Source organism: Frisingicoccus sp., assembly GCF_048388605.1.
In the GTDB taxonomy this organism is placed as follows: Bacteria; Bacillota; Clostridia; order Lachnospirales; family Lachnospiraceae; genus Frisingicoccus.
In genome coordinates this window covers 45,431-58,231 of sequence record NZ_DBGCTU010000008.1, presented here as the reverse complement: position 1 = coordinate 58,231, position 12,801 = coordinate 45,431, and the positions used below count along the sequence as shown (strand labels likewise).

The following is a 12,801-nucleotide window of genomic DNA, read 5'->3' as shown; positions in this document are numbered from 1 at the left end:
TCCTTATCTGTCCTTCACCGCTGAACCCGGCGGCGCATATAACATAAAAGGACACTTGAAATCTTCAAATGCCCTTTTGCCTTGTCCATACAATTATTCATCCCAGTTATGATATACATTCTGCACATCATCATCGTCATCCAGCAGATCCAGAATACGATTCATCTTTTTGATGTCTTCTTCACCGGACAGGGTGCCCCATGTCTGCGGAATCATCGTCACCTCTGCGGAAGCCATCGGGATACCTTCTTTTTCAAGATTTTCACGCACGGTACTGAAATCTTCCGGTGCCGTTGTGATCTCAAAGCTGTCCTCTTCATCGGCAAAGTCTTCCGCGCCGGCATCGAGCGCAACCATCATCAGATCGTCGGCATCCATATCACATTCTTCTTTATCAACAATGATCAAACCTTTTTTATCAAACATAAAGGAAACACAGCCCATCGTGCCGACAGAACCGCCGCCTTTTGTAAAGGCATTACGAACATTGGAAGCTGTACGATTACGGTTATCCGTCAATGTTTCGACAATGATCGCAATACCGCCCGGTCCATATCCCTCATATGTAACATTTTCATAGTTGACGGAGCCGTCATCACCGGCAGCGCGTTTGATTCCCCTATCAATGGTATCATTCGGCATATTATTGGCTTTAGCCTTGGCGATAACATCGCGGAGACGACTGTTGTTTGCAGGGTCTGCACCGCCCTCTTTCACAGCTACGGCAATTTCACGCCCTATAATTGTAAAAATCTTACCTTTTGCGGCATCGTTTTTTTCTTTTTTATGTTTTATGTTGGCGAACTTTGAATGTCCTGACATAATAACACTCCTTATCTTTGATTAATTCATTACTAACTTAAATATTCTATCATCCATTTAGGATTCTGGCAAGGCCTTGTTTGGAAGCCGCATGACTTTTACCATCTGGATGGTGTTATCCGCCACGGCGATGACCTGAAAATGATATCCCCTGTAGGTCACGCTGGCCTTTTCATCTTCTGAAGGGATATGCTCCAGCCGCGATATAAGAAAACCATTCAGCGTGTCGAAATCATCGTCAAACTCAATGTTAAGAACATCCTCCAGTTCCGATAATTCCGTCAGGCCTTTGATTAAATATGTATGATCGTCAATTTCCTGGATAAAATGTTCATCCACATCATACTCATCCAGAATATTTCCCACAATCTCTTCCAGAATATCCTCCATGGAGATGACGCCCGCCGTCTGGCCATACTCATCAATGACCACAGCCAGATGCACCGATTTATTTTTCATTTCACGAAAAAGATGACTGATATTCTGTGTCTCAGGAACATAATAAGGCTGACGCATAACCTCCCGGATCGGCTTCCCCTCCGGACAGGCCAGCAGCGATTTTAAAACATCCTTGATATGTAAAATACCCACGATATTATCCACATCATTTTCATAGATCGGATATCTCGAATATCTGTCGTCCGCCATCTGTACGGCAATGTCCCGCAGCGGCATTTCAACGTCAAATCCCGAAATATTCCTCCGGTGTGTCATGACTTCCGAGGCCACCTTGTCATCAAATTCCATGATATTACTGATCATCTTGGCCTCCTGAGCATCGATCGCCCCCTGCTCATGCCCCTCGCTGACCATCTGAATGATTTCCTCTTCCATCTTTTCTTCCTGTTTTTCATCATCCGGATCATTTCTGAACCATCTGCCAAAAGTTTTTCTCCAGGGATTACCTTCATCCATACCTTTCTCTTCTCCTTTTCTGTATGCTGTCCTATAGTTCCAGGCTTATACTCAGCGCCTTATCTACTTTTTTTAAAATCTCCACATCCAAATGACAAACTTTTTCCTTCAGACGTTTTTTATCAATGGTCCGCACCTGCTCAAGCAGCACGACCGAATCTTTCACTAACTGGTATTTTGATGCATCCAGCTCCACATGAGTCGGGAGCTTTGCTTTATTCATTCGTGAGGTGATCGCCGCACAGATCACGGTCGGACTGTGCTTATTTCCGGTATCATTCTGAATGATCAGAACCGGCCGCACGCCGCCCTGTTCCGAACCGACAACCGGTCTTAAATCGGCATAAAATATATCTCCCCGCTTAATAACCACACAATTCACACTCCTGATAAATCTCTAAGATGAATTATTCCCATTTATCTTAAGTATATTCATCAGGGGTTCCAGGTTTCTGCCGGACAGGCTGTCTAACGCAGATAATTCAGGATGCTCACAGGCTCTCCATCTTTAACATATACTCTCGGCACCCGCCTGGACACATCGCAGACAAACTCATAATTAAAAGAACCTGCCATCTCGGAAATCTCCTCCACAGAAATTTCCTCTGTTCCATCCCTTCCAACCAATGTCACCACATCTCCCACAGACACTTCCGGAATATCGGTCACATCCACCATAAACTGGTCCATGCATACCCGTCCGATGATCGGCGCCCTGCGGCCCCGGATCAGCACGGAAGCACGATTTGACAGTGCCCTCGGATAACCGTCGGCATATCCCACAGGAATCGTTCCTATCCGTGTCGGATGCTCTGTTGTGTAGGTCGCCCCATACCCCACAGTAACACCCTCCGGCACGTCCTTAATATGAACCACATGGCTGTACAGCGACATCACCGGTCTTAAAGGCAGCCTTTCCTCCGCCATCTCATGGGATGGATAAAGGCCGTAAAGAATAATTCCTGCCCGCACCATATTCATATGCTCCGAAGGCAGCTCCATGATAGAGGCACTGTTGGAACAATGAAAAATCTCCACAGGGATTCCCCGTTTTTGAACGCCGTCAACCATCCTGTGAAACTTTTCGATCTGATGTCCCACATGGGTCTTATCCCTCATATCCGCGCAGGCAAAATGGGTGAACATCCCCTGGATCCGAAGATGCTTCAGCCCATGAATTTTCTCAATCTCAGCCAGACTTTCCTCGCCCGGCAGAAAACCGATCCGGCTCATGCCCGTATCAATTTTTATATGTATATCGGCAGTCTTTCCGGCTGCCTCCGCTGCCGCATCAAACGCCTTTGCCATATCAAAGCTGTATATTGTCGGGGTTATATCCCATGCCGCCATTTCCGGATACTGATCCTCACAGCTGTATCCGAGAACCAGGATCGGTTTTTTAATGCCGTCCCGGCGCAGTTCGATCCCCTCATCTGCCGTCGCAACGGCAAACCAGTCAAACCCCATCTGTTCCAGCTCATGGGCAAAGACCTTCGATCCATGCCCATAGGCATCCGCCTTGATCACGCCCATCAGCATGGCATTCTCCGCTTTGCACCTTTTTATTCCGTCTACGTTATATTTTAAAGCATCCAAATCGATTTTTGCATAGATCCGATAGATACTGCCCTTTTCACTCTTGTTCAATTTAATCTCACCTTCGGTTTCTCAATCCGGCCTTTTCAATACTTCCCAAAGGCCTTCAATAATTTCCACGCTGGTCATTCCCCTTGCTCCAAACCGGTTCGCCGCCGCATCTCCGGCGCTTCCGTGAAGAAATACGCCCATATAGGCCGCCTCAAAAAGGTTCGCGCCCGCTCCGGCCAGCGCGCCGATAATTCCCGCAAGAACATCGCCTGAACCGCCGGTAGACATGCCATGATTTCCCGTCTGATTAAGATACAGCTTTTTACCGTCGGAGACAACCGTAGAACTGTCCTTCAGTACACAGATGACCCCGTGTTTTTCCGCGAAATCCGCGGCCGCCTCTGCCCTGTCGGCTTTCAGCTCTCCAATAGATTTTTCCGTCAGCCGGGACATCTCACCCATGTGGGGCGTTAATACGGCCCGTCCGGCCAGCATCGAATACCACTCCCCATGCTGCGCCAGAAGATTCAACCCATCTGCATCCATGATCACCGGGCACCGGCTTCCCGTCAGAGCTTTTCGGAGCCGCTCCGCCATCACAGCCTGGGTTCCCACCCCCGGGCCGATCACCAGCGCATCTGCCCAGGACAGGATATCCGTCCATTGACTTTCATCCATTTCCTCCCAAACCGAAATCATTGCCTGGGGAAGCTGACTTTGAAGAATCACCCGGTTTGCCTCCGGCGTCAGAATACGCACCAGCCCCGCGCCGGTACTATAAGCGGCCCGCCCGGAAAAATAAGCGGCGCCGCTCATATTTTTACTTCCGGCAATTATTAATATTTTACCATAAGTTCCCTTATTCGAATCATTTTTTCTTTCCGGCAGTTGTTCAAAATCCTGTACATCACAGGTAAATCCCGCCGCCGGATGAACTGCCAGTGACTTCTCCGGAAATCCGATATCCTCCACATAACATTTTCCGGCGATCTCCCGGCCCGGATACAAAATCATTCCGCGTTTCATATAGCCAAAAGTCACCGTATAATCTGCACGCAAAGCACAGCCTAAAGCCTGTCCGGTATCCGAAGACAGGCCTGAAGGAACGTCCACGGCCCAGACACTCCGCTCCGGCTTTTTCGCCCGCCACTCGTTCACCGCCTCGATCAATGTGTGAAAAGGCTCGCGGACATTTTTTGACAGTCCGATACCAAAAAGGCCGTCCACAACAACGCGGACATGGGTGAGGTCTAATTCATTATATTCAGGTACCCCCACATTTCTTGCTATCTGAATTTGTTTTTTTGTTTCCTCCGTCCATTTTTCCGGATTCCCGGCCATATAGACGGCCGCCGGATAGCCCTGTCCGAAGAGAATACGGGCTACGGCCACCGCATCGCCGCCATTATTTCCCGCGCCGCACAGACAGAGAATCTTATCCGATTTATGAATTTTTTCTTTCATGCGGCAAACCATGGACAATGCCGCCCGTTCCATAAGGACAAGGGACGGAATACCAAGAGTCTGAATTGTATAGGTATCAATTGCTTTCATCTCTTTGCCGGTCACTACTGTTTTCATTCTTCCACTCCTTCGCCGATCACATAAGCCGTTGCCAGTGTTTTTGTATTACTGATGGACACATGCCACCGGGAGATGCCCAGGGCTTCCGCCTTTGCCTCAGCCCGTCCATAAAGATGGATACAGGGCTTTCCGAGGCTATCCCGAAGCACTTCGATCTCATTCAGGGACATGCCCCGAAACCCGGTGCCCATTGCCTTCGAGACCGCTTCCTTCACCGCAAAATTGCCCGCCGCCCGCTCCGCCCGGCCGCCAATACATTCAATCTCGGGCAAAGTAAAAGAACGCAACAAAAAAGCCTCTTTCGCACAGGCTTTTTTGATGCGTTCTATCTCTACTAAATCGATTCCGATTCCTATAATCATAGTTACCAACTCAATCCCGGCCGTTCTCTTCACCCTGGGTATGCATGGCCCTGTATTCGTAGGAAAGTGTCATCAGACTCTCATTTAAATGAACATTTTTCACACAGACATTTTCAGAAACATTCAAATCTGTCGGCGCAAAATTCCAGATGGCTTTGATGCCGATCTTTTCCAGATGGTGGCCGATCTCCACCGCCTGACGCTTCGGCACTGTCAATGTAACCACATCCACCTGATGGGTTGCGACAAACTCATCCAGCATATCCATCATATAAATTTCGATACCCCGCACGGAAACACCCTTTAACCGCGGGTTCGTATCAAAAATACCGATCAAATGGAAACCTACCTTCTCAAAATTATAATTTGCCAGAGCCTGTCCCAGATTACCTGCACCAATAATGATCATATTATGTTGTACATCCAGTCCCAGAATCTTGCCGATCTCATTATGAAGGTATTCAACATTATAGCCATAGCCCTGTTGTCCAAAACCTCCGAAATTATTCAAATCCTGACGAATCTGGGAAGCTGTCACCCGCATCCGGTTACTCAGCTCCTTTGAAGAAATACGCACGACATCATTCTGGAGCAATTCTCCCAGATATCGATAGTATCGTGGCAAACGGCGAATCACCGCAGCCGAAATTTCCCTTTGTTTCATAATTCAACACCCTATCTCATAACTTTATAACGCTAATTGTTAAATAATAATCATAGCAGACTTTTTACTTATTATAACGAATCGCTTTTAAGTTGTCAAACTTTCTTTGTTAATTTTTATGCAGTTTACACAGTTTTTCTTCTGTGCTAAAATAGATGGCGGACACAAAAGCTTTAAAGGAGTGAGACGGTGCATTTCACTGTCATTTATCCACAGAAAGGAATGTAAATTTATATGATACTTGCATGTCACCACATTTCCAAAGCCTTTGGAACTGACGTGATACTTAATGATATATCTTTTCATATTGAAGATTATGAAAAAGCCGCTATTGTGGGCATCAACGGCGCCGGAAAGTCCACGCTTCTCAAAATTATCATGGAAGAGCTGAGCCCTGATGAGGGAACGGTCACTCTGGCTAAAGGAAAAACCATCGGCTATCTGGCCCAACACCATTCCAGAGATTCCCATCGCACGATTTATGAAGAACTGCTGGATGTAAAGAAAGACGTTATCGCCGTAGAACAGCGGATGGCTGAGGTAGAGCTGTCCATGAAAGACGCGCAGGGCGAAGAGCTGGACGGTCTTTTAAAAACCTACGCCCGGCTGCGTCAGTCCTTTGAAGATCAAAACGGCTATGCCTATCGAAGTGAGGTTATCGGAGTACTTAAAGGACTGGGATTTGAAGAAGAAGAATTTAATAAGGAAGTCCATCTCCTCTCCGGCGGTCAGAAAACCCGGGTGGCCCTCGGCCGCCTTCTCCTGGCAAAACCGGATATTCTTCTGCTGGATGAGCCGACAAATCATCTGGATATGAATTCAACGGCCTGGCTCGAAACCTTCCTCATGAATTATAAGGGTTCAGTGATCATCGTGGCTCATGACCGTTATTTTCTTGACAAAGTTGTGACAAAAATTATCGAAATTGATCATCATGAGGGACACGTTTTTAAGGGAAATTACACGGATTACGCCGCGAAGAAAGCTCAGATCCGCGATATCCAGCGCAAAGCCTGGCTGAATCAGCAGGCGGAAATCGCCCATCAGGAGGCTGTCATTCAGAAACTCCGCTCCTTCAACCGGGAAAAATCCATCAAACGCGCAGAAAGCCGGGAAAAAATGCTGGATAAGATGGAAGTGATCGACAAACCTTTTGAGGAAGAATCCGGTATGCGTATTCTATTAAAACCGGATACTGTCAGCGGAAATGACGTCCTTTTTATTGAGCATATGACTAAAAGTTTTGACGGCACTTATTTATTCCGGGATATTTCCATGGATATCCGCCGCGGCGAGCGGGTCGCACTCATCGGCGATAATGGGGCCGGAAAGACCACCATATTAAAAATCATCAATGGCCTTCTCCCCGCCGACACATGTGAACTTCGTTTGGGCGCAAAGGTACATATCGGCTATTACGACCAGGAACACCAGGTGCTCCACGATGAAAAAACGATTTTTGAAGAAATATCCGATGACTATCCGACATTAAATAACACAAGAATCCGAAATGTTCTCGCCGCCTTTCTCTTTACGGGGGATGATGTTTTTAAACCTGTCAAAACATTGAGCGGCGGTGAACGGGGCCGTGTATCCATGGCAAAACTCATGCTCTCCCACGCCAATTTCCTTATTCTGGATGAGCCGACGAATCATCTGGACATCCAGTCCCGGGAGATTCTTGAGGAAGCACTTCAGAATTATACGGGGACTGTCCTTTATGTCTCCCATGACCGTTATTTTATCAATCAGACAGCCACCCGGATCCTTGATCTGACCGGCGGCGGACTCAACAGCTATATGGGAAACTATGATGACTATCTCGAAAAGAAGGAGCATCCTTCCATCGATTCCTCCGGAGGATTTAAAAATGCTCCATCCACGGTTTCCGGCAGCTTCCCTTCTGCTTCCGGCTCCGAATCCCAGGCAGGCGATATTCCTTCAAAAACAGCCGGAAAAGACGACTATCTGCGCCAAAAGGAAGAACAGGCGAAAGAGCGAAAACGCCAGAATCAGATTAAGCGCATCGAAACCCGTATCAGTGAAATTGAAAACCGCATCAACGCCCTGGATGAACTGCTCACCCGGGAGGATGTCGCCACCGATGTCAAACGTCTCATGGAAATCAATGAAGAACATGAACAGCTGGATGAAGAACTGCTCGAACTCATGGAAGAATGGGAAACATTAATCGACGGATAAATGTGCATTCTCCAAACACATTTTAAAAGGCCGGAACCCTTTGACAGATTCCGGCCCTATTTATTTTCCTGCTGCATCGGATGTACCTTTACTATTCCACCGCATGAATCGCATCCGTTGATTTCCAGCTCTCCACCGCATTATCAATATGTTGTTTTGCCAGGTCTGCCGCCTCGTCGGCCCGACCTTTTTTTATAGCTTCCAATATCGCCGCATGTTCCTCAAAGGAACTTTTCGCCCGTTTTTCATTCTGAAGCGCAGACTTGCGGACCTGCTGAACATATTCATGGAAAGTTCGCAGCATATGTTCCAAAAGATGACTTCCTGAAGCCGCATACATTAAATCGTGGAATTGATTGTCACACCGGTAAACCTGTTCCCACAATTCCTTCTTTCGATAATATTCGGACATGTACAGCACTTCTTCCATGGCTTCAATCTGCTCATCCGTAATATTTTCAACGGCCCACCGGGCCGCCAGGCCCTCCAGAAGTGAACGAATCGCATAGACATCCTTCACATCCTTACCGTGAATATTGTGTACATAAGCGCCCCTGTTCGGGATCGTATCCACAAGGCCCTCCAACGCCAGCTGGCGGATGGCCTCCCGCACCGGCGTCCGGCTCACACCATAAGTTTTCGCCAACGCGGTCTCTCTCAGCTCCTCCTGATCCCTGAATGTCCCCGAAAGTATGTCGGAACGAAGATTCTGATAAACCTTTTCCGTCAGCGAATATTCATTTTTCAACATAATGCGGCCTCCTAAGCCCCGATCGTATAGTTGCAGGCTTTGCATCCCTCGTCAATCACCTTTAAAAGTTCCTCATCTGTCAGCGATGTCACACGGCCGCTCTCATACTCTTTATCCACCCATTCTTTGACATAGGCGATCAGCGGATCCGATTTCGTCACACATTTATCGCCCTTTAAGCGGAAATATGTATTAATCCAATGGGCAATACCTGCCAGCCCGGAAGTATTGGAAACAGCCACCATCACCGGCCGGTTAAGAAATTTCTCCGTATCAAAAATATTATAAATCTCCTCATTTTTAAGCAGACCATCGGCGTGAATACCCGCCCTGGTCACATTAAAGTTCTTGCCGACAAAAGGCGTCCTGGACGGCAGCTTATAGCCGATTTCCTTTTCATAATACTCTGCCATCTCAGTGATCACTGTCGTATCCATACCGTCCAGCGTTCCGCGAAGCTGTGCGTACTCGAAAACCATAGCCTCCAGCGGCGTGTTCCCTGTACGCTCTCCAATACCAAAGAGAGAACAGTTGACCGCACTGGCGCCATAAAGCCAGGCTGTCGAAGAATTGACGACCGCCTTATAAAAATCATTATGCCCATGCCATTCAAGCATATTGGAAGGCACGCCGGCATGAACATTTAAACCATAAATGATCCCCGGAACCGAACGCGGAATGGCTGCGCCGGTAAAGTTGACGCCATAGCCCATCGTATCGCAGGCCCGGATCTTAATCGGTATACCATAGCTTTCACCCAGCTTCTGAAGTTCCAGACAAAACGGAATAACAAAACCGTAAATATCCGAGCGGGTAATATCCTCCAAATGGCATCTCGGCCGCACACCCGTTTCCAGACACTCCCGGACAACACTCAGATAATGCTCCATCGCCTGCTTTCGCGTCATCTTCATCTTATAAAAAATATGATAATCCGAACAGCTGACCAGAATCCCCGTCTCCTTAATACCCATCTCACGAACAAACTCAAAATCCTTTTTATTTGCCCGGATCCAGGAAGTGATCTCCGGGAACTCATAGCCCCGTTCCATACATTTATAAACCGCATTTCGGTCTTTCTCACTGTAAAGGAAAAATTCACTCTGCCGAATAATTCCCTTCGGACCGCTCAGGCGGTGCATATAATCAAATAATGTGACAATCTGTTCCGTGGAATAAGGCGCCCGGGACTGCTGTCCGTCACGGAAAGTCGTATCCGTTATCCAGATCTCCTCCGGCATATTCGGAGGTACGACACGATGATTAAACACAATCTTCGGCACCTCTTCATACGGGAAAAGATTTCTGAAAACATTCGGCTCCTTCACATCCTGAAGGGCGTAAAAATGCTCTTCCAAAGTCAACAGATTGTCATGAGGATTCATGACCACATTACGATTATCCATAATTCACACTCCTGTTCCTGTCTCACTTAATTGCTTTAACTAATTAATTTGTGAACGTCTATGTATAATTGTATACAATTATACAGTTTCTGTCAATATAAAAATCCCCCTCGTTCTATCGACATCGATAGCCGCCAAGGGGGATTTTCTGCTTCAATAATTTAATTTACAGCATGGCTTCCAGGTTCTCACGAATTGCTTTAATGAAGCCTTCGCTGCTGAGTGCGGTAACTTCATCAAGAGTTGTCAGAAGGACCAAATCCTTTGTCATCTTTCCGGATTCAATCGTTTGAACCGTTGCCTTTTCCAGTTTATCCGCAAATTCCATCAGGGCCTGATTGCCATCCAGTTCGCCGCGTTTGCGGAGCGCCCCGGTCCATGCAAAAATGGTTGCCACCGAGTTGGTGGATGTCTCTTCGCCGGCCAGATATTTATAATAATGTCTCTGCACGGTGCCATGAGCCGCCTCATACTCATAATATCCTTCCGGAGATACAAGCACGGAAGTCATCATTGCCAGAGAACCGAAGGCCGAAGACACCATATCGCTCATCACATCGCCGTCATAATTCTTGCAGGCCCAGATGTAACCGCCTTCCGACTTCATCACGCGGGCTACCGCGTCATCAATCAATGTATAGAAGTATTCCAGACCGGCCGCCTCAAAGGCCTCTGCATAATCCGCATCATAAATTTCCTGGAAAATATCTTTAAATGTATGATCATATTTTTTAGAAATTGTATCTTTTGTCGCGAACCACAAATCCTGTTTCGTATCCAACGCATACTTAAAGCAGCTATGGGCAAAGCTTCGAATGGATTTCTCAACATTATGTACGCCCTGCACAATACCCGGTCCATCAAATTCATGAACCAGTTCCCGGGTTTCCGTTCCGTCAGCGGCTGTATAGACCAGTTCCACTTTACCCGCTCCCGGAATCTTCATCTCCGTTCCTTTATAAACATCGCCGTAGGCATGTCTTGCCAGCGTGATCGGCTTTGTCCATGTCTTTACGTTCGGCTCAATACCCTTTACAATGATCGGCGCCCGGAAAACCGTACCGTCCAAAATCGCGCGGATAGTGCCATTCGGGCTCTTCCACATCTCTTTCAGATGATATTCATCCATACGGGCCGCATTCGGAGTGATCGTCGCACATTTTACGGCAACGCCATACTTTTTCGTAGCCTCTGCGGAGTCCACAGTCACCTGATCATCCGTTTCATTACGATGTTCCAGCCCCAGATCATAATACTCAGTATTTAATTCTACAAATGGCATCAGTAATTCATCTTTAATCATTTTCCAGAGAATACGTGTCATCTCGTCGCCATCCATCTCAACCAATGGTGTCGTCATTTTAATTTTGTCCATATGTGCTTCCTCCTGACTTGAATTCTAACCCCAATCATATAATAACTTGATAGATTATGCAAGAATATTTTTTAAGACATTCAATTTTTATGCCAAATGACATATATTATATAAAAAAACAGGCGATTCTATGTATCTATCACGTAAAATTATTCACGCTGACAGTCCGCGGCTTCAGTCCTATACAGGAAAGTCCATAGGTGTCGCCGTCCTGGATACCGGCATTTATCCCCATGAAGATTTCATTTTCCCTTCAAATAGAATTGTTGCCTTTAAAGATTTTATTCACCACCGGCCGGAATGTTACGATGATAACGGTCATGGAACCCATGTCTGCGGCATTATCGCGGGCAGCGGAAAACGCTCGGAGGGCCGATACCGGGGAATCGCCCCGGGCGCCCATCTGATCGTTGGAAAAGTCCTCGATTCCTCGGGAAACGGCTCGATTCCCCATATTCTCGATGCCATACGCTGGGTTATCGACAACCGCCGACTCTATAATATACGCATCCTCAATATTTCCGTCGGCTCAGAGAGCACCGATGTGGACGAGGAAAAATCCATTTTAGTCCAAAGCGTCAACGCGGCCTGGGATAACGGGATCACTGTCATCGTGGCCGCAGGAAATAACGGTCCCAAACGGATGTCGGTGACATCCCCCGGAATCAGCCGAAAAGTTATTACCGTCGGCTCCTCCGATGACGACAAAGCCGTCATGCTCGGCGGCAGCAGAATTCACAATTATTCCGGCCGGGGCCCGACAAGGCGGATGATCCCCAAACCGGACATCGTTGCTCCCGGTTCCGATATCATTTCCTGCTGCCCGCCCTATTACGGCAATTCCTCCGGCTATACCGCCCGTAGCGGCACCTCCATGGCGACTCCCATCGTCTCCGGTGCCGCTGCCCTTTTTTTGAGCAAATATCCGGAAATGACAAATGAGCAAATCAAGTATTATCTCCAAAATACGGCCACGGATCTCCATCTCCCCCGCAATCAGCAGGGATACGGGCTGCTGAATGTGGAACGATTTATTCTGGCCCCCGGACTGTAGCTCTATTATGATTCCGGCCCTGCCGCTGCAAATTTAAAAAGGAGAGTTTCCCTGAATTTCCATGGAAACTCTCCCTGAT

General features: G+C 47.5%; 12 protein-coding genes. 2 read left to right on the top strand and 10 right to left on the bottom strand.

All coding sequences use genetic code 11. From position 1 onward, the window contains the following. Positions 1-93: 93 nt before the first annotated feature. The 7 genes from ACMN7X_RS01910 to ACMN7X_RS01880 form a co-directional block, all read right to left on the bottom strand. Positions 94-822, bottom strand: a complete 729-nt coding sequence (locus tag ACMN7X_RS01910) for a YebC/PmpR family DNA-binding transcriptional regulator (RefSeq protein ID WP_418745815.1) — start codon at positions 820-822, stop codon at positions 94-96. Positions 823-879: 57 nt separating this feature from the next. Continuing rightward, positions 880-1,737: a hemolysin family protein gene (locus ACMN7X_RS01905; protein WP_418745814.1), complete on the bottom strand. Its 858-nt coding sequence runs from the start codon at positions 1,735-1,737 to the stop codon at positions 880-882. Positions 1,738-1,768: 31 nt separating this feature from the next. Next, positions 1,769-2,110, bottom strand: a complete 342-nt coding sequence (locus tag ACMN7X_RS01900) for a type II toxin-antitoxin system PemK/MazF family toxin (RefSeq protein ID WP_418745813.1) — start codon at positions 2,108-2,110, stop codon at positions 1,769-1,771. Between the two features lie 95 nt (positions 2,111-2,205). Next, positions 2,206-3,384 (bottom strand): alanine racemase, encoded by a 1,179-nt coding sequence (alr, locus tag ACMN7X_RS01895; protein ID WP_418745812.1) that lies wholly within the window; start codon positions 3,382-3,384, stop codon positions 2,206-2,208. A 21-nt stretch (positions 3,385-3,405) separates the two neighbouring features. Then, positions 3,406-4,905, bottom strand: coding sequence for an NAD(P)H-hydrate dehydratase (locus ACMN7X_RS01890; protein ID WP_418745811.1), 1,500 nt, complete (start codon positions 4,903-4,905; stop codon positions 3,406-3,408). Next, complete coding sequence (gene acpS / locus ACMN7X_RS01885; protein WP_418745810.1) at positions 4,902-5,270, bottom strand: holo-ACP synthase; 369 nt, start codon at positions 5,268-5,270, stop codon at positions 4,902-4,904. Before acpS ends, ACMN7X_RS01890 begins: the two co-directional genes overlap by 4 nt. A 10-nt stretch (positions 5,271-5,280) precedes the next feature. Beyond that, entirely contained in the window at positions 5,281-5,934 is a 654-nt protein-coding gene (locus ACMN7X_RS01880; RefSeq protein ID WP_418745809.1) for a redox-sensing transcriptional repressor Rex, read from the bottom strand. 234 nt (positions 5,935-6,168) lie between these two features. Between ACMN7X_RS01880 and ACMN7X_RS01875 the strand changes: the two genes are divergently transcribed. Continuing rightward, positions 6,169-8,136: an ABC-F family ATP-binding cassette domain-containing protein gene (locus ACMN7X_RS01875; RefSeq protein ID WP_418745808.1), complete on the top strand. Its 1,968-nt coding sequence runs from the start codon at positions 6,169-6,171 to the stop codon at positions 8,134-8,136. A gap of 91 nt (positions 8,137-8,227) precedes the next feature. Here the strand turns inward: ACMN7X_RS01875 and ACMN7X_RS01870 are convergent, their stop codons facing one another. The 3 genes from ACMN7X_RS01870 to ACMN7X_RS01860 all read right to left on the bottom strand — a co-directional run bounded on the left by ACMN7X_RS01870 (position 8,228) and on the right by ACMN7X_RS01860 (position 11,668). Continuing rightward, positions 8,228-8,887 carry a GntR family transcriptional regulator gene (locus tag ACMN7X_RS01870; RefSeq protein WP_418745807.1) on the bottom strand — a complete coding sequence of 220 codons (660 nt, stop codon included), beginning with the start codon at positions 8,885-8,887 and terminating at the stop codon, positions 8,228-8,230. A gap of 11 nt (positions 8,888-8,898) precedes the next feature. Then, positions 8,899-10,293 (bottom strand): 2-isopropylmalate synthase, encoded by a 1,395-nt coding sequence (locus ACMN7X_RS01865; protein WP_418745806.1) that lies wholly within the window; start codon positions 10,291-10,293, stop codon positions 8,899-8,901. Between the two features lie 166 nt (positions 10,294-10,459). Next, positions 10,460-11,668, bottom strand: a complete 1,209-nt coding sequence (locus tag ACMN7X_RS01860; protein WP_418745805.1) for an NADP-dependent isocitrate dehydrogenase — start codon at positions 11,666-11,668, stop codon at positions 10,460-10,462. Positions 11,669-11,798: 130 nt separating this feature from the next. Between ACMN7X_RS01860 and ACMN7X_RS01855 the strand changes: the two genes are divergently transcribed. Further along, positions 11,799-12,722, top strand: a complete 924-nt coding sequence (locus tag ACMN7X_RS01855) for a S8 family peptidase (protein ID WP_418745804.1) — start codon at positions 11,799-11,801, stop codon at positions 12,720-12,722. Positions 12,723-12,801: the final 79 nt, after the last annotated feature.